This window comes from Microlunatus endophyticus (assembly GCF_014646195.1).
In the GTDB taxonomy this organism is placed as follows: Bacteria; Actinomycetota; Actinomycetes; order Propionibacteriales; family Propionibacteriaceae; genus Microlunatus; species Microlunatus endophyticus.
On sequence record NZ_BMMZ01000003.1, the window covers coordinates 141,652 to 158,749 of the forward strand.

A 17,098-nucleotide genomic window follows, 5' to 3' on the forward strand; every position below is an offset into this window, starting at 1 on the left:
TTCATCATCTGTCTCGGACGACTTTCGTCCGGGTCGGAGTTGGCACCTTGTCTGTTCAGAACATTGCTTGATCTGAACAGCCGGTTGCCGGGGGGTCAGCGGGCCGGTCCCTCGCCCCCTCTTGATGAGCTGGGTCAAGACTACGGTCGCGGACCCACTCCACACCTAATCCCCGTCTCACATTTCGGGCATGATGCCCATATCCTGGGCAGCCGCGCCCGTCAGGAGGCGTTGTCGAGGACGTTGCGGATCATCGCCAGCCGGTCGCGCCGGCGGGCCGGAAGACTGTGCCAGTAGTAGCTGAAGGTGCCGAGTGCGATCCCCAGCGCCCACGCCCGGCCGCGCAGCCAGGCGGCGTCGTCGACCTGCAGCCGTTGTCGGAAGACCTCACGAGCCGGCGGGTCGAACAACTCCCAGGCCCCGTGCAGGTCGACGGTCGGGTCCCCCACCGAGACGGCGAAGTCGACGACCGCAGACAGCCGGCCGTCACCGACCAGGAGATTCTCCGCGACCAGATCACCGTGATACCAACGATCGGCGGCCACCGGGTGGGGTCCCGGATGGCCGGATCCCGGCAACTCCAGCGACTGCTCCCAGACCCGCTGGGCGTGATCCAGGTCGAGATCGATCTCCTCGTTGGCCCGGCAATCGGCCAGATAGCTGCGTACCGACGGATCGAATTCGGCCAGCGACCGGCCGCGGTACCCCCGCAGCCGAGGATCGTGGACGGCCTGCTCGGTCAGTGGGGTGTCGCGCAGCGCCGTGATCACGGCGGCGAGATCTGCCGCCAGCCGGCTCCGCACCGGATCGGGCGGGTCTCCGGATTCGTACGCTCCCGGTCGATCACCGGGCAGCCAGCGCAGGATCGCCCACGTCTCCGGATAGCCGGACCCCGGACTGCCGATCGCGACGGTTTCGGGCAATGCGACCGGCAATCGGGTGCGAAAGGTGTCGGACCAGTGTCGTTCGGAGGCGATCGCCGCACCGGCCCCCGGCTGCAGCGGAAGGCGTACGACCAGATCGTCGCCCAGCCGGAAGAGCGTGTTGGTCGATCCGGAGAGATCGAGTTGCCGGAGCGGGAGTCCCGAGTAGTGCGGGAACTGGGTGTCGATCAGGGAGCGGACCAGCGCCTCGTCGATCGGCAGCTGATCGTCGTGCAACTGCACCTGCGGTCCTGCGGGGATCCCGGGCGGGACGTGCCGGGCGCGTTAGTTGTCGACGCCGAGGTCGATACCCAGCCGGCGGGCCGAGCGGTTGCGCTGCCGGGTCGCCCGCAGCCGACGGAGCCGCTTGACCAGCAGCGGATCGAAAGCGAGCGCCTCGGGCCGGTCGATCAGGGCGTTGAGCAGTTGGTAGTAGCGCGTCGCCGACATCTCGAACTTGTCGCGGATGGCCTGCTCCTTGGCACCGGCGAACTTCCACCACTGGCGCTCGAAGGACAGGATCTCGGCATCGCGCTCGTTGAGTTCGCCCGCCCGGTCCTCACCCGGGACGTTGACTGCCTCGTTCGCTGACACCATGCCGCCCATCCTAGGACCAAATAACAGCCGTGTCATTCAGCCGGTCCCCCGCAGGCGCGTCGAATCTCGCCGCGCGGCCCCCGGCGGACTGATCGAGGACTCCCGGCCACGGCCGTACGCCGATGCGGTTGGATAGCCGATGTGACCGACACCGCAGAACCCGCCAGCACTCTGCCCCGCGTCCGCTGGGGGATCCTCAGCACCGGCCATATCGCGGGGGTCTTCGCCCGCGACCTGGCCCTGTTGCCCGATGAGGCCGAACTCACCGCCGTGGCCTCCCGGACGCCCGAGAAGGCGAGCGCGTTCGCCGCCGAGCACGGCTTCGCGCGCTCCTACGGCAGCTATGCCGAGCTCGTCGACGACCCCGACGTCGAGGTCGTCTACATCGCCTCGCCGCACAGTGATCACTTCGCGTCGGCGAAGCTCTGTCTGGAGGCCGGGAAGTCGGTCCTGGTCGAGAAACCGCTGACCACCAGCTTCGCCGAGACCGACGAACTGATCCGGCTCGCGGCCGAGAAGCAGCTGTTCCTGATGGAGGCGCTGTGGACGCGCACCAATCCGCTGCTCCGCAGGGCAGCCGAGATCGCCCGGTCCGGTGAGTTGGGCCCGATCCGCCACGTCGAGGTCAGCTTCGGCTTCCGCTTCACCGGCGACGACGATCACCGACTGGTCAATCCGGACCTCGCTGGTGGCGCGATCCTCGATCTCGGCGTCTACCCGACCCACGTCGTCAATCTGTTCCTCGGCGAGCCGGAGAGCGTGCACGGCTACGGCTACCGGGCCCGGACCGGTGTCGATGCCCATGCCGCGGCGGTGTACGCCTACCCGGCCACCGCGCAACGCCCGGCTGCCACGGCTTCGGCGCTGTGCACCCTGGACCTGAATCCCGCCAACCGCACCACCGTCTACTGCGAGGACGGCCGGATCGAGATCGGCAACGTCGTCAAGCCGGAGTCGATCACGGTCGTCCGGAGCCCGACCGGCGACCCGGCCGAGGGCCAACCGGAGGAGACCTCCGAGGAACTCACCACTCAACTGCCCGGCGGTGGCTACACCCTGCAGGCCCAGGAGGTGATGCAGCGCTTGCGGGCCGGCGAACTCGAGTCGCCGCTGGTTCCGTGGGTAGACACCCTGGGAGTGGCCCGAACGCTGGATCGTTGGCTCGATCAGGTCGGCGGGCCCGGACGAGTCGAACCCGGACGAGTCGAACCCGGACGAGTCGAACCCGGAAACCATGAGGAGGGCGGTCGGTGAAGCGCCTGGTCGGCAAGATCCAGCCGTACGCGTGGGGATCGACCACTGCCCTGCCGGACTTCCTGGGGGCCGAGCCGACCGGCGATCCGCAGGCCGAGTTGTGGCTGGGTGCCCATCCGATGGCACCGGCCGAACTGGACGGAGACCAGACCCTCGATGCGGCGATCGGGGCCGATCCGAACGCCTGGCTCGGGACCGCGGCGGTCGATCGGTTCGGACCACGGCTGCCCTACCTGATGAAGGTGCTGGCTGCGGCCCAGCCGCTGTCGCTGCAGGCCCATCCGAATCGCGAACAGGCGCAGCAGGGATTCGCCCGCGAGGAGGCGGCAGGCATCGCCCGGGACGCCCCGGAGCGTACCTATCGTGACGACTGGCCCAAGCCGGAGGCGCTCTGTGCGCTCGGCGATTTCGAGGCGCTCTGCGGCTTTCGGGAGCCGGCCGAGACCTATCAGCTCTTCGCCGCACTCGGCGAGCCGGAGGCGCTCGACCTGGTCGCGGGATTGCAGAACGGCGGCGCAGCTCAGATCGAGGAGGTCTTCGGCAGGTTGTTCCGGATGCCGGAGGCCGGCCGGCTGGCCGATTCGGTGGTCCACACCGCGGTCCGGCTGGTCTCCGAGCCGGGTCCGGTCGGCCGGTTCGCACGGACGGCCGTCGAGATCGCCAGCTTCAATCCGGGCGATCCGGGGGTGTTGGCGGCGCTGATGATGAATCGTGTGTCGCTGTCGCGCTTCGACGCCCTCTATCTGCCCGCAGGCAACCTGCACGCCTACCTCAAGGGTCTCGGCGTGGAGATCATGGCCAATTCCGACAACGTCCTGCGCGGCGGCCTGACCGCCAAGCACATCGACGTGGACGAGTTGCTCAAGCTGCTCGACTTCACCCCGGGCTGGGCCGGGCCGGTGCCGATCGAGCGGCAGTCCGATGCCGTCTACCGCTACCGCACGCCGGCGCCGGAATTCGGATTGTGGCGGGTGGCCGTCGACGAGGCGCCGTCCGAGGGCGTCGCGATTCCAGCGTACGGCTCCGGGCGTGTGGTGCTCTGCGGCGACGGTTCGGTCACCCTGCGATCCGGTGGATTCGATCTTGGTCTGGGCCGCGGCCAGTCGGCGTTCCTGAAGGCCGAGGAGAGTGCAGTCGTCCGCGGGTCCGGGACGGTCTTCATCGGCGCCGACGGCCTGGTCTGAACGAGTTGGCCGTTCCGCCTCGCGAATCCGGTTCAGGCCAGCAGGTCGCGGCGCTCCGGCGGCACCCGGAAGAGCGGCTCCTCGCCGGCGACGATCCGGTTGATCTCGCTGATCGCACCGTCGGCCATCCGGTCCAGTTCCACTCCCTTGGAGCCGGCCAGGTGCGGAGTGATCACGACATTCTCCAGGTCCCACAACGCCGAGTCGGCGGGCAGTGGTTCCGGATCGGTGACGTCCAGCAGCACCCGGAACCGCCCGGTCCGCGCCTGGCCGATCAACGCGTCATGATCAACGATCTTGCCGCGGGCGGTGCTGATGAAGGTTGCGCCGTCCTTGATCCGAGCCAGCAGGTCGGAGTTGATCATGCCGATGGTCTGTGGCAGCAGTGGTGCATGCAGGCTGACGATGTCGCTGGTGGCGAACAGGTCCTCCAATTCGATCTTGGTGGCGCCGAGTGCCTCGACCTCCACTGCCCCGCAGTACGGATCAGCGATCACCACGTCGAGCTCGAAGGGTTGTAGCAGTTCCGCGACCCGGCGACCGACCTTGGATGCGCTGATCAAGCCGATCCGCTTGCGGTAGTTCCCGGCTCCGGCATAGACCGCTTCGGCCGGGAATCGTCGCGTGCGCCGATGCTCGGCGGTGATCGGCAGCACCCGCTTGTTCTCCAACAAGATCATCGCCAGGACGAATTCGGCGACCGGGAGCGCGTTCAGCTCGGCCATCGAGCAGACCAGCAGGCCGGAGTCCCAGACCTCGTCGGCCAGCATCGCCTTGACGGTGCCGGCCGCGTGCACCACGGCCCGCAGCCGGGGCGCCGCCTCCAGCACGGAGCCGTCGATCCGTGGACAGGACCAGCCGGTGAGCAGGATGTCGGCCTCCGCGAGCAGCTGCCGCGCACCGGGTCCGGCGAAGTCGGTGATCACACCGGGGAGCACCTCGACGTTGTCGCGCAGCCTGTCGAGCCGGCCGCCGCCGAACTGCCGTTCGGCCACCGCTTCACCCATCGCCAATGCCACCCGCGGCCGCTCCGCTATGCCCACTTGTGCCTCCTCGTCGAGCCCATCCCGTCCTGCCGCGCAGGCCGCTCGGCAGGCCCGCCCATCATGCCGGGCCGGTCCGGGTGCACGACGTCGGGGGCGGCCGTGAATACTCATCCCATGTATAACGACGACACAGTGGTCGCCCGGTGATCAGGGTCGGCCTGGTGGGTGGCTCGGACCCACGGCACCGCCGCTATCTCAAGCCGCTGCTGCGACGGCGGGCCGGCGTACGGATCGTAGGTCTGAGCGATCCCGACACGGAGGTCCGCGACGAGTTCGCCCAGCAGTACGAGCTGCCGGTCTTTGCCGATCATCGCGAGCTCCTCGCCGCGATCCAGCCGTCCCTGGTGGCCGTCACCGTCCCGAATCCCGGCCCGGTGGTGATCGACGCACTCCGCAGCGGGGCCGATGTGCTGGTCACCCCTCCGGTCTGCCTGACAGCCGCGGAACTGGACGAGATCACCGACCTGGCCCGATCCAGCGGCCACCAGGTGACGGCAGCTCATCTCTATCGCGGCCACCCGGCCTCGCTCACCGCCCGTGAGATCGTCTCCTCCGGCTCGCTGGGCACGCCGGACCTGGTGTCGCTGATCGTGGCGGCCGATGTCAGCGGCGGCGAGCTCGACCGGATCATCGGCGAGGCGCTCGATCTGTTCGGCTGGCTGACCGGCGCGACCCTGGGGTCGACGACCATCTCCGACGAGCCGGACGAGGATCGCGATTTCGGCGAGCTGATCCTGGCGATGGCCGGCACAGATCCGCGCCGACCGGTCACTCTTGAGGTCCGCCGACGCTCCGACCTGCCCCAGGGCCAGTCGATCCTGCAGGTTGCCGGGCCGGCCGGCGCGGTGGAATGGGACGTCGCCAGCGGAGTGCTGCGCTCGGCCACCAACGGTGGCGACCCGATCGCAGTTTCCTGCGGCCCGTTCAGCGACCCGGCTGAGTGGGTGCTGACCCAGCTGATCCGCAAGCCTCGCCCGGTGATCACGACCGAGGAATCGCTTGCTGCGACACGCTCATTCTTGTCCGCGACCGCGGTCCGCTCCTGAGCGCCGGCGCGGTCGCAATTGCGGCCGGTCCTGCTCCCGGAGCCGCGTGGGAGAATCGAACTCCCGACATTCGATTTACAAGATCGACGCTCTGCCAACTGAGCTAACGCGGCGCGCACGGGTGACCGTGCGCGCCAATCCTAGACAGCCGACCCCCGCAACGATCAAACCGGCCGACCGGTCAGCGTCCGATCCGGCGGCGTACGCGCCTGGCGGCCCGCCGGCCGAGCGCGACGGCCCGGCCGATCGACGGCGATTTGGCGGAGTCCCGGGTCTGTTGCTGCTGCAGAGATCGGGTGACGCGAGCCACCGCGCGGGAGACGGCGGATGCGGTGGTGTCGATGGTGATCGCCGCGGCGTCGCGGTAGAGCCGTTCGTAGCGCCGGGACAGGGCATCGAAAACAGCTTCGAGTTCGGCGCTCTCTCCGTCGTCGGCCAGTCGTTCGCAGGCGGCCCACACCTCGTCGGCCAACTCCCGCAACGGCTCGGGCACCCCGAGGTCGTCCCATCCGGTCCGGATCCGATGCAGCTCCGGGCTGATGAAGTCGTCGATCGGGCTCGGTGTGCCGGGATCCAGCGAGGCGTTGAATTCCAGGCCGAGCCGGTCGCGAATGCCGCCCAGAGCCGTACGCCAGTCGTCGAGCAGGTCGGTGTAGCGCAGAAAGACCCGGGAGCGACCGCGGGTCTGACGCTCGTTGATCAGGCTGACATTGATCCAGCCGGCCACCTTGGAGATCGCATAGTCACGAGCCTTGCGCTCATCGTCGGTCGACGCGTAGTAGGTCTGCCGACTGCCCACAACCTCGGCTGGATGCCGGAGCATGGTCAGGAAGCTGATCGTCAGCCCGATCGTGTCGGCGGCGCCCGCCCACAGGTCGTCCAGCCAGACTGACCTGGGGTCCTTGATGACCACTTGCTGATGGCCGCGGACTGCGCTGCGTAGCCAGTTCGTCAACTGCTCCCGGTTGCGTTGACTGTCGGCCTTGGCCATCCGCTCGACCGCCTGCGGGTCGGCGTCGAACTCGTAGGTGTGCGCCTTCTCCAGCACCTTTCGCTGGAAGTCGACCACCCAGCGGGTCTCGAAAAAGCCGCGGTTGTTGCTCCGGTTCGGTTTGACCAGCACCGGCGGAACGTGGATGCCCAACTGGTTCAGCGCTCCGGTGACCGCACTGGTGCCGCTGCGGCCGGGCCCGGTGACCATCAACAGGGACTGGTGACGGCCCCGGCGACCGGTCGGATCGCCGGCGTCGCCAACCGGACCGTTGGTCGGTCGAGGTTCCGAGGTCTGCTGATCGGTATCGGCAGTCGCCGTCGGTTCCGGCACAGGCAGGGCTCCTTCGAAGTCGCACGCGATCACCCGTCCCGGTTCACGGGCGCAGGACGGCCGCTGATCGGCACTAATCCTGACACGCGCTTCTGTGAAGGAACTATCAACCCGCCCTTGATACCTGCAGTAAATCCCGAAGCGCAATCAGGGTTTGTGCAACCGGTCGACCTCGCCGGAATCGGACAACCGGCCACGCATCACGTAGTGCATCTTCTTGCCGGTCGCGGTCCGAGGAAGATCATCGACGAAGCCGTACCGACGCGGCCGTTTGAAGTCGGCGAGCATCGGGCTGGCCAGGCAGTGTTTGTCGAGTTCGGTGGCCGACACCGTGCCGTCGGTGCGCTGGACATAGGCGACCACCACCTCGCCCCATCGCTCGTCGGGCAGCCCGACCACGATCGCATCAGCCACGCCGGGGTGCTCGTTGAGCACCTCCTCGACCTGGACCGGGTGCACATTCTCCCCGCCCGAGATGATCATGTCGTCCTTACGTCCGACGATGGTCACGAATTCCGCGGCGTCCCAGGTGCCGAGGTCGCCGGAGTAGAGCCAGCCGTCGCGGAACTTCGCCTCCTGCTCGTCCGGCTTGTTCACGTACGCATATCCTGACTTCAGCGAGCGCATGATCACCTCGCCGGTGGAACTGCCGTCCTTCGGCGCAAGATCATCCGGGTCGGCCGGATGATCTTCGTAGACGTTGACGACGCGGACGTCGTCGTCGGTGCAGGCCTGGCCGGCACTGCCGGCGTGGTCGGGCAGGTCAGCCGGTCGGAGGAAAGTGTTCCAGAATGCCTCGGTGGTGCCATAGCCGTTGAAGATCCGTGGAGTCAGCACCCGCTGGTAGCGCAGACAGGCAGCCCGTTCCAGCGGAGCACCCATGGTGACGATGCCGGACAGCGTGCCCAGGTCCCGAGGACTCTCCTCCTGGGCGGCGGCCAGCAACGCCAGGTTGGTAGGGGCGCCGACCAGGAAGGTCAGGCCCTGCTGCTCGACAAGATCGAGAACGACATCGGCGTCGAAGTGCTTCAGGATCACCGATGCGGCACCGACGTAGAAGACCGGCTGCGGGCCGCCGGAGGATATCCCGCCGCGGTGGAACCACGGCGTCATATTCAGAGTCTTGTCCTGCGGCGCCAGCGGAAAGTGCATGATCACGTCGTGGGCGCTGAGCACCTCGGCGGAGTTCGGCAGCGAAACCCCCTTCGGCATACCGGTGGTCCCCGAGGTGTACAGGCGCAGAGTCTCGTCCCAGGCGGCGGTCGGGTGCGGGGTCCCGATCCCCGGGCCGGCCGGGAGCTCCTCGTAACGCTCGGCGCCGTCGATCCCCGGTTCACCGCCGACGGCCACGAGCGCATTCGGACGATGTGCGGCCAGTTCCAATGCGCTTGCAGTAGCCTCGGCCAGGCTCGAGTCGTAGATGAACACCTTGGGCAGGCTGTCGTCCAGCACGTGAGCGGTTTCACCGGCGGAGAAGCGGAAGTTGATCGGCGACGCGACCGCCCCGAGTTGCTCGACGGCCAAGTAGAGCTGGGCGAATTCGGCGGAGTTGAAGAGCTGATAGGTGACGACGTCGCCGGGGCCGACACCGCGGTCGGCGAGGCCCTGCGCCAGCCGGGCCACAACCTCGCCGAGTTCGGCGTAGGTCCAGCTGGTCCCGGCTGCCGGGTCGATCAGCGCGGGCCGGTCGCCGAATCGGCCGACATTGCGCCAGAACCCTGCCAGGTAAGTGAAGTTGGCGTCGAATGTGGCGCGGTACGCGCTGTTGTCATAGCTGTACGACATGTTCCCCTCGATCTTCCTCGACCCCGGTCTCCGGCGACCGGCTCTCGCCGCGAGCGGCGATGTCGGTCACTGTACGGCGCTGAACACCGCCACGCAGTTCTGACCGCCGAATCCGAAGGCATTGGTCGCGGTGATACCGACGGGCATCCGCCGCGCGACGTTGGGCACATAATCCAGGTCGCAGTCCGGGTCGGCGGTGTCGAGGTTGATCGTCGGAGGCACGATCTGGTCCCGAATCGCCAGTACCGATGCCATCGCGCCAAGAGCCCCGGCAGCGCCGATCAGATGGCCGACCATCGACTTCGGGCTGCTGATCGCCAGTTTGCCGGCCGCGTCCCCGTACGCCTGGTGCAGGGCGGCGGTCTCGGTACGATCGTTGGCCTTGGTCGAGGTGCCGTGCGCGGCGACGTAGTCGACCTCGTCCGGCTTGACGCCGGCGTTGCGGAGCGCGACCGAGATCGAGTTGGCGGCGTACGTGCCAGTCGGTTCGGGTGCACTGACGTGGAACGCGTCGGCGGTCAGCGCACCGCCGGCGACCGCGGCGTACGGCTTGGCGCTCCGGCATGCGGCGTGCTCGGCCGACTCCAGGACCGCAACCACCGCGCCCTCGCCGAAGACGAATCCGTCCCGGTCGGCATCGAACGGTCGGGACGCCTTGGCTGGGTCGCCGTCGTACTTACTGAGCGCACCCATCGCCTGCAGTCCGGCGAACATGGCCGGCGTGATCGCGGCGTCGGTGCCACCACAGACCACGACATCGGCTTCGCCGGACAGGATCAGCCTGCGGGCCTCGAGGAAGGCGTAGACACCGCTCGCGCACGCCAATGCGCTGGCAGTCACCGGACCGTGCAGGCCGAGATCGATCGCCACCTCGCAGGCCGGCATGTTGGTCAGCGACGAGGAGACGAAGTACGGGCTGATCCGACCCTGTTCGTCACCGAGCAGTTGCCGGGTCGCGTGCTCGATGGTGTCGAAGCCGGCGACGGCGGCATTGATCACGACGCCCACCCTGGTCGCATCGATGCCCTCGGCCAGATCGACGCGGTCGCGCTCGTCCCGCGGGACGTCAGCCTCCGGGGGAATCAGGCCGGCGTCCAATGCGGCCTCCCGCGCGGCGGCGACCGCCAGGTGGGTGAATCGGGTCGATCGGCGCAGTCGCTTGCCGATCAGCACACTCGACGGGTCGAAACCCTTGACCTCGGCGGCGATGTGGACGGCGAAGTCGCTGGAGTCGAACTGGGTGATCTCGGCGACGCCGGACGTGCCCGCAAGCAATGCACGCCAGGTGCTTTCGCGGTCGTTGCCGACAGGCGTGACCGCCCCGAAACCCGTGATCACAACCTCGTGGGCCAACGCGTTACTCAAGCCGTGCTCCCCATTCGGACGTCCGGTGACCCGTCGTCCGCGGGTCCTGGTCGGATTTGGCGTACGACTGGTCGTTAATTCACCGTCAAACATAGAGCGGAGTGCGGCTACACACCAGCGCGGGGTCGTGAACACCGGATGATTAGCGTGGTGGCATGACCGAGCTGCGATTCATCCAGACCGACATCACCACGGTCAGCGCCGATGCCATCGTCAACGCGGCGAACTCGTCGCTGCTGGGCGGCGGCGGCGTCGATGGCGCGATCCATCGCCGCGGCGGGCCGGAGATCCTGGCCGAATGCCGGGAGCTGCGGCGGACCCGCTACCCGGACGGTCTGCCCACCGGGCAGGCGGTGGCGACGACCGCCGGACGATTGCCGGCGCGGTGGGTCATCCACACAGTCGGCCCGGTGTACGCGAAGGCCGAGGATCGATCTGCGCTGTTGGCCTCGGCCTATCGGGAGTCGCTCCGCGTCGCTGACCAGCTCGGCACGAAGACCGTCGCGTTCCCAGCCATCTCGGCCGGGATCTACGGATGGCCGCTTGATGACGCAGCCCGAATCGGCGTCAGCACTGTGCGTTCCGCCGGAACCGCGGTTGGCGAAGTGATCTTCGTACTCTTCGGGCAGGATACCTACGACGCATTCACTTCGGCCTGATCGCGGGCGCGGGCGATCAACTCCGCGAGGTCTTGCCCGCCAGGCGCACTGGCGCCCGCAGCTGACCGCGTGACCCGGGACCTCTGCCTCCCTCGCGACTCAGGTGAGGAGTGGTCCGGCGCGGTGGCGGATGTTCAGGATCGGTTTCTGCTCCGGATCGATGATCTTCGGCGGCCGCCACCACACCCTGCCAGCCTGGTACTCAGCCGACCAGCCATGCCGAGCAAACCGGGCATGATGAAACGGGCACAACAACGCCAGATTCACCAGATCCGTCTTGCCGCCCTTGGCCCAATCCACAATGTGATGACGCTGACACCACTTCGGCGACTTGTCACAGCCCGGGAACGTGCACCCACCATCCCGAGCGGCCAGAGCAAGAGTCTGCGCATACGACGCCAGCCGGCGGGTCCGACCCAGGGAGAGAACTTCCCGGGTCTGCTTGTGAAACACCGTGCGGACGATCTCGGCCTCATCCGCCAGACCGCGCACCACATCCATCGGCAAGCGGTCGCCGGTCTCGGTCACACCCGCACCCGTACCCGTACCCGTACCCGCAACGAACTCGTCCTCCTCGGCGAGCAGGATCAACGTCGCCGGCGTCCCACCATGAGCTGGTAACTCCCCCGCCCGAAGGCTGCGATCCATCACCGTCTCGAGCGCATCGTGCATACGTTGGCCGCGGTCCCGACAGTCCTGCTCGACCAGATGCCCAGACTCATTAGTGACCGGTTGAGGCTTGGACAACGGATCCAACACCGCCAACACTTTCGCCCCGGCTTCAGCGGTCAGCCGACCCTCGACCCGATACATGCCCTTATGCATGCCCCGGTCGATCGGACGGACCTCCAACCCCCGCACCGCATCCTGCGCCGGACGGTCATCCACCATCCCGTCCGGACACAACCAGGCCGCCACCCGATCCAACACCTGCATCAACTGCCGGCCACCAAACACCCGCGCCTGAGCCGCCAACAGTCCTTCGGCCTCAACCAAGGTCTCAGCAGTGACGTTGTTACCGTCGACCGGGAGCAGCTTCTCCCACTCCACCAGGGATTTGGTCACCAACCACACCCGGTCCGCAGAAATCTCCCCCGACCCGATCGCCTCGGCCAACACCGGAAACCTTGCCGGCACCCGCTGACCATCCGTGCCGACCGTCGGGGCGAACAGACCGGCCGCCTGCACCCGGGCCCGCGCCTGACCCACCGGCACCCCCACCAGAGCGGCCAGAAACGCCTGCGGACTGGCGAACAAACCGAGCGGCCCATCCACCCGACACCCGGCCGCTTCCATCAAATTCAGCAACACCTGATCCGGAACCTGCAACCGATTCCTGGACCGCTCCAACTGCTGCACCCAGCGGATCAACAAGTCCCCGTCGGCCAAGCCGAGCCCCGGATCGCCAGCCAACGACGCCAGATCATCCAGATCCGCCGACAACCGGCCCACCGCGCCAGCAAACCGATCCACCACCGACACCGGAGACACAGACGCCCCGCCACAGCCCGGACCCGAATCGGAGCGAGGACCGGAATCGGGAACCGGGTCGTAATCGGGGTCAGACTCGAACCAGCCGCCAAGATCTTCATCGTCAACGTCCACCGGCCAGGGATCCTCAGGATCCGGGACCGTCGGCTCCAACTCCTCCGGCTCCCTCGCGAACAGGGCATCCAGCTCACCCGGAAGCCACTCCGGCCCCGACAACGACTGATACCCCATAACGACAGATTCTATTCGATCCCCCGTACGAATGCAACACCCGAAATCTCCGGAATCCCTTACATACAAGAGAAAATCGGCAACCCCGGGCATGACCGACAGGTGTCCCCCCGCGACGCTACAACAAGCCTCCGACAGTTCCGGTAAGGCGCAGTCGAAGCCTGCCTGGATCGGGTCCCCGGAGCCGGATCGCTCGTCAGGATGGATGCGGGGCGCGCAGGGAGACCGACCACCCAGGAGTTGTCCATGGAGACGGTCGCCTCAACCGAGGGCACGACGATCGCTTGTGAACCGCTGATCAAACCGTTTCGCGCGCCCGCTCGAAGGCGGCGATTGCCCGATCAAGATCATCCCGGGTGTGCGCGGCCGACATCTGGGTGCGGATCCGGGCCTTGCCGCGCGGCACCACCGGATAGGAGAAGGCACGGACGTAGATGCCGTCGGCAAGCAGCTTGTCGGCCATCTGGGCAGCCTGCACTGCGTCGCCGATCATCACTGGGACGATCGCATGATCAGATTCTGGGATCTCGAAGCCCCGCTGGTTCATCTGCTCACGGAAGTACGCGGTGTTCTCACGCAACTGCTCCAACAGGTCGCCCGAGGATTCCAGCAGGTCGAGCGCGGCGACGGCGGCCGCGGCGATCGACGGGGCCAGTGAATTCGAGAAGAGATACGGCCGGGACCGCTGCCGCAGGATCTCGACGATCTCACTGCGCGCCGAGGTGTAACCACCGCTCGCGCCACCGAGCGCCTTGCCCAGGGTCCCGGTCGCGATGTCGATCTTGTCCTGGACACCGAAGAGTTCCGGCGTGCCGGCCCCGGTCGGGCCGACGAAGCCGACGGCGTGAGAGTCGTCCACCATCACCAGAGCGTCGTACTTCTCGGCCAATTCGGTGATCTTGTCCAGCGGGGCGACATAACCATCCATGGAGAAGACGCCGTCGGTGGCGATCAGCCGATACCGCGCGTCGGCGGCCACCTGCAGCTGGGCCTCCAGATCGGCCATGTCGCGGTTGCGATAGCGCAGCCGGCGGGCCTTCGACAGCCGTACGCCGTCGATGATGCTGGCGTGGTTGAGCTCGTCGGAGATGATCGCATCCTGATCGCCCAGCAAGGTCTCGAACAGACCGCCGTTGGCGTCGAAGCAGGATCCGTACAAGATCGTGTCCTCGGTCTTGAGGAAGCCGGAGATCTTGGCCTCGAGCTGCTTGTGCAGTGCCGTGGTGCCGCAGATGAACCGCACCGATGCCATCCCGAATCCCCAACGCTCCAAGGCTTCGTGGGCAGCCTTGATCATCGCCGGATGATCGGCGAGGCCGAGGTAGTTGTTGGCACACAGGTTGAGAACCGTCTCACCCCCGACGCCGATCGAGGCTGACTGAGGTGTGTCGATCACCGCCTCGGCCTTGTACAGGCCCTCGACCCTCAGCTGCTCCAGCTCGGTGATCAACTGATCCTTCATCGACCCGTACATCTACTTCTCCCAACTCATGATCACTTTGCCACCGTGCCCGGACCGCGCTGTCGCGAACGCCTTCTCGAATTCCGTGTGGTCGAAGCGATCGGTGATCACTCCGGAGATGTCCAGCCCGCTCTGCAACAGGACCGACATCGCGTACCAGGTCTCGAACATCTCCCGGCCGTAGATGCCCTTGATCGTGAGCATGTTCAACACCACCGTCGCGACGTCGATGTTGATCTCTCCGGACGGCAGGCCGAGCACGGCGATGCGGCCGCCGTGGGTCATCGAGCCGATCATGTCCCGCAGCGCGACCGGGCTGCCCGACATCTCCAGCCCGACGTCGAATCCCTCCAACATGCCGAGCTCGGCGTACGCGTCCTGCGGTTTGTGCTGTCGGGCGTCCAGCGCGACGCTCACACCGAGCCGGCTGGCCAGCTCCAGCCGCGGCTCGCTCAGATCGCTGATCGCCACGTTCCGCGCGCCCGCGTGCCGGGAGACCATCGCCGCCAGGATCCCGATCGGTCCGGCGCCGGTCACCAGCACGTCCTCCCCCAGCATCGGAAAGGTCAGCGCCGTGTGCACGGCGTTGCCGAAGGGATCGAAGATCGCCGCGACGTCGAAGCCGATCGGATTGGTGTGCACCCAGACGTTGGACGACGGGATCGCGATGTATTCGGCGAAGGCGCCGTCCAACTGGACCCCGATACCGCGGGTGTTGATGCACAGATGCCGGCGGCCGGCTCGGCAGTTGCGGCAACGGCCGCAGACCAGGTGACCCTCGCCGCTGACCACGTCTCCGACGGCGACGTCGGTGACCGACTGGCCGACCTGGACCACGACACCGGAGAACTCGTGGCCGACGATCAGCGGCGCGGTCACATGGCCGGCGGCCCAGTCGTCCCAGCCCTCGATATGCAGATCCGTCCCGCAGATCCCCGTCTGCTTGACCTCGATCAGGACGTCGGTGGGCCCCACGGTCGGCTCTGGCACGTCAGCCAGCTCGAGTCCGGGTCCGGCTGTCGTTTTCACCAGCGCTTTCACACCGCTGAACCTATTCCATCGCCCGATCGCGGCCTGGAGGGGGAAAACAAAGCGGTGCCGGCTCATACCCGGCACCGCGCCACGCACCCGCCGTCGTTGGAGAGGACGCTTGGAACCAAGTCTTGGCAGAGCTCGGCCGCTCCCGGGGTAGCGACACGCGGGGGTGGTGCGATGCGGATACTGGGAGCATGGAGATCGGAACCGTGACCACGTCGTGAGCATCAGTGTCTTCGATCTGTTGAGTATCGGCATCGGCCCGTCCAGTTCCCATACCGTCGGCCCGATGCGCGCCGCCGGACGGTTCGCGACTGAGCTTGCCGACTCCGGCGCCCTGGCGCGCGTTGGCCGGGTGCGGGCCGAATTGTACGGGTCCCTGGGTGCCACCGGCCATGGTCACGGCAGCGAGAACGCCGTGCTCTGGGGACTGGAGGGCGAGGATCCGGAGAAGGTCGACACCGACACCGGGCCGAAACGTGCGCAGGAGATGCGCGACACCAGGACGATCTGTCTTGCCGGCCGGCACGAGATCGACTTCGCCCCGGACGAGGATCTGGTCCTGCATCGCCGCAAGTCGCTGCCTTTCCACCCGAACGGCATGATCTTCACCGCGTGGGACGCGAGCGGCCTGGTGCTCGCCGAACGCACCTATTACTCGATCGGTGGCGGCTTCGTCCTGAACGACGACGGATCCGGCCGGCCGACCCTGCAGCCGGATCCGACCGCGGTCCCCTATCCGTTCCGGACCGGTGACGAACTGCTGGCCATCTGCCACACAGGAGACCTGTCGATCTCCGACGTCGCGCTCGCCAACGAGGTGGCGCGGCGGCCGGAGCCCGAGGTCCGGGACGGGTTGCTGCGGATCTGGCAGACGATGGCCGATTGCGTCGCGCACGGCTGCACCACGCCCGGCACGCTGCCGGGTGGGCTGAAGGTACGCCGCCGGGCCAGCGAGTTGCACCAGCAGCTGGCCGGCTCTCCGGCACCCTCACAGGACGCAGACCCGCTGGCCGCAATGGACTGGGTCTCGCTGTGGGCCCTGGCCGTCAACGAGGAGAATGCCGCCGGCGGCCGGGTGGTCACCGCCCCGACGAACGGTGCGGCGGGCATCATCCCGGCCGTGCTGCACTACGCCGTACGCTTCGTGCCCGGTGTCGGCGACGACGAGATCATCCGCTTCCTGCTGACCGCCGGCGCGATCGGGGCCATCTACCAGCAGACCGGCTCGATCTCCGGCGCCCAGGTCGGCTGCCAGGGCGAGGTCGGCACCGCCTGTTCGATGGCCGCCGGAGCCTTGACCGAGTTGCTCGGCGGCACCGTCGACCAGGTCGAGAACGCCGCCGAGATCGGCATGGAACACCACCTCGGACTGACCTGCGATCCGGTCGGCGGACTGGTCCAGATCCCTTGTATCGAACGAAATGCGGTCGGCTCGGTGAAAGCGATCACCGCTGCCCGGCTGGCCCTGCGCGGCGACGGCCGGCACACCGTCAGCCTGGACAAGGTGATCAAGACCATGATGGAGACCGGCCGGGACATGAAGATCAAGTACAAGGAGACCGCCCGCGGCGGCCTCGCCGTCAACATCGTGGAGTGTTAGCCACCCGGCGGTTCGTGGTTGCGGAGCGTGCGGAGCAACCGCCCCGCAAGCCGGTCTGAGGAGGCGACCGGCCCGGGGTTCGGGGTCGCCCCC

The 17,098-nt window shown here is 67.5% G+C and carries 14 protein-coding genes, 1 tRNA gene and 1 riboswitch; of the genes, 5 read left to right on the plus strand and 10 right to left on the minus strand.

All coding sequences use genetic code 11. The annotated features are described in order from the left end of the window. Window position 1 precedes the first annotated feature (1 nt). A riboswitch (SAM riboswitch) is annotated at window positions 2-131 on the minus strand. Window positions 132-221: 90 nt separating this feature from the next. Further along, a complete protein-coding gene (locus tag IEY07_RS07530; protein ID WP_188894584.1) occupies window positions 222-1,166 on the minus strand; it encodes a phosphotransferase in 945 nt (314 codons plus the stop codon). A gap of 42 nt (window positions 1,167-1,208) precedes the next feature. Next, on the minus strand, window positions 1,209-1,520 hold the full coding sequence (locus IEY07_RS07535; RefSeq protein ID WP_188894585.1) for a DUF3263 domain-containing protein: 312 nt from the start codon (window positions 1,518-1,520) through the stop codon (window positions 1,209-1,211). Between the two features lie 141 nt (window positions 1,521-1,661). Here IEY07_RS07535 and IEY07_RS07540 point away from each other — a divergent pair, with 141 nt between their 5' ends. Next, the gene (locus tag IEY07_RS07540) at window positions 1,662-2,774 is read left to right on the plus strand and encodes a Gfo/Idh/MocA family protein (RefSeq protein WP_188894586.1); all 1,113 of its coding nucleotides are present in this window, start codon (window positions 1,662-1,664) and stop codon (window positions 2,772-2,774) included. Then, complete coding sequence (manA, locus tag IEY07_RS07545) at window positions 2,771-3,958, plus strand: mannose-6-phosphate isomerase, class I (protein ID WP_188894587.1); 1,188 nt, start codon at window positions 2,771-2,773, stop codon at window positions 3,956-3,958. Before IEY07_RS07540 ends, manA begins: the two co-directional genes overlap by 4 nt. 32 nt (window positions 3,959-3,990) lie before the next feature. On the opposite strand, the gene IEY07_RS07550 is transcribed toward manA, so the two are convergent. Further along, window positions 3,991-5,001, minus strand: coding sequence for a hydroxyacid dehydrogenase (locus tag IEY07_RS07550; RefSeq protein ID WP_229669825.1), 1,011 nt, complete (start codon window positions 4,999-5,001; stop codon window positions 3,991-3,993). A 146-nt stretch (window positions 5,002-5,147) separates the two neighbouring features. Between IEY07_RS07550 and IEY07_RS07555 the strand changes: the two genes are divergently transcribed. Further along, the gene (locus IEY07_RS07555) at window positions 5,148-6,050 is read left to right on the plus strand and encodes a Gfo/Idh/MocA family protein (RefSeq protein WP_268239192.1); all 903 of its coding nucleotides are present in this window, start codon (window positions 5,148-5,150) and stop codon (window positions 6,048-6,050) included. Between the two features lie 40 nt (window positions 6,051-6,090). Here IEY07_RS07555 and IEY07_RS07560 read toward each other — a convergent pair. From IEY07_RS07560 to IEY07_RS07575, 4 genes are all read right to left on the minus strand, one after another. After that, window positions 6,091-6,163: transfer RNA gene (locus IEY07_RS07560), tRNA-Thr, on the minus strand. A 68-nt stretch (window positions 6,164-6,231) separates the two neighbouring features. Beyond that, a complete protein-coding gene (locus tag IEY07_RS07565; RefSeq protein ID WP_188894590.1) occupies window positions 6,232-7,374 on the minus strand; it encodes a sulfotransferase family protein in 1,143 nt (380 codons plus the stop codon). A 147-nt stretch (window positions 7,375-7,521) separates the two neighbouring features. Continuing rightward, on the minus strand, window positions 7,522-9,159 hold the full coding sequence (locus IEY07_RS07570) for a class I adenylate-forming enzyme family protein (protein ID WP_188894591.1): 1,638 nt from the start codon (window positions 9,157-9,159) through the stop codon (window positions 7,522-7,524). Window positions 9,160-9,225: 66 nt separating this feature from the next. After that, window positions 9,226-10,524 carry a beta-ketoacyl-[acyl-carrier-protein] synthase family protein gene (locus tag IEY07_RS07575; protein WP_229669826.1) on the minus strand — a complete coding sequence of 433 codons (1,299 nt, stop codon included), beginning with the start codon at window positions 10,522-10,524 and terminating at the stop codon, window positions 9,226-9,228. Window positions 10,525-10,679: 155 nt separating this feature from the next. On the opposite strand from IEY07_RS07575, the gene IEY07_RS07580 reads away from it, so the two are divergent. Next, complete coding sequence (locus tag IEY07_RS07580; RefSeq protein ID WP_188894593.1) at window positions 10,680-11,183, plus strand: O-acetyl-ADP-ribose deacetylase; 504 nt, start codon at window positions 10,680-10,682, stop codon at window positions 11,181-11,183. 99 nt (window positions 11,184-11,282) lie between these two features. Here IEY07_RS07580 and IEY07_RS07585 read toward each other — a convergent pair whose 3' ends face one another. The 3 genes from IEY07_RS07585 to tdh form a co-directional block, all read right to left on the minus strand. Beyond that, a complete protein-coding gene (locus IEY07_RS07585) occupies window positions 11,283-12,905 on the minus strand; it encodes an HNH endonuclease signature motif containing protein (RefSeq protein WP_188894594.1) in 1,623 nt (540 codons plus the stop codon). Between the two features lie 298 nt (window positions 12,906-13,203). After that, window positions 13,204-14,367, minus strand: coding sequence for a glycine C-acetyltransferase (locus tag IEY07_RS07590; protein ID WP_229669876.1), 1,164 nt, complete (start codon window positions 14,365-14,367; stop codon window positions 13,204-13,206). Window positions 14,368-14,379: 12 nt separating this feature from the next. Then, window positions 14,380-15,408 carry an L-threonine 3-dehydrogenase gene (gene tdh / locus IEY07_RS07595; RefSeq protein ID WP_188894596.1) on the minus strand — a complete coding sequence of 343 codons (1,029 nt, stop codon included), beginning with the start codon at window positions 15,406-15,408 and terminating at the stop codon, window positions 14,380-14,382. A 214-nt stretch (window positions 15,409-15,622) separates the two neighbouring features. Between tdh and IEY07_RS07600 the strand changes: the two genes are divergently transcribed. Continuing rightward, window positions 15,623-17,005 carry an L-serine ammonia-lyase gene (locus tag IEY07_RS07600; protein WP_188894597.1) on the plus strand — a complete coding sequence of 461 codons (1,383 nt, stop codon included), beginning with the start codon at window positions 15,623-15,625 and terminating at the stop codon, window positions 17,003-17,005. The last annotated feature ends 93 nt before the right edge of the window (window positions 17,006-17,098 follow it).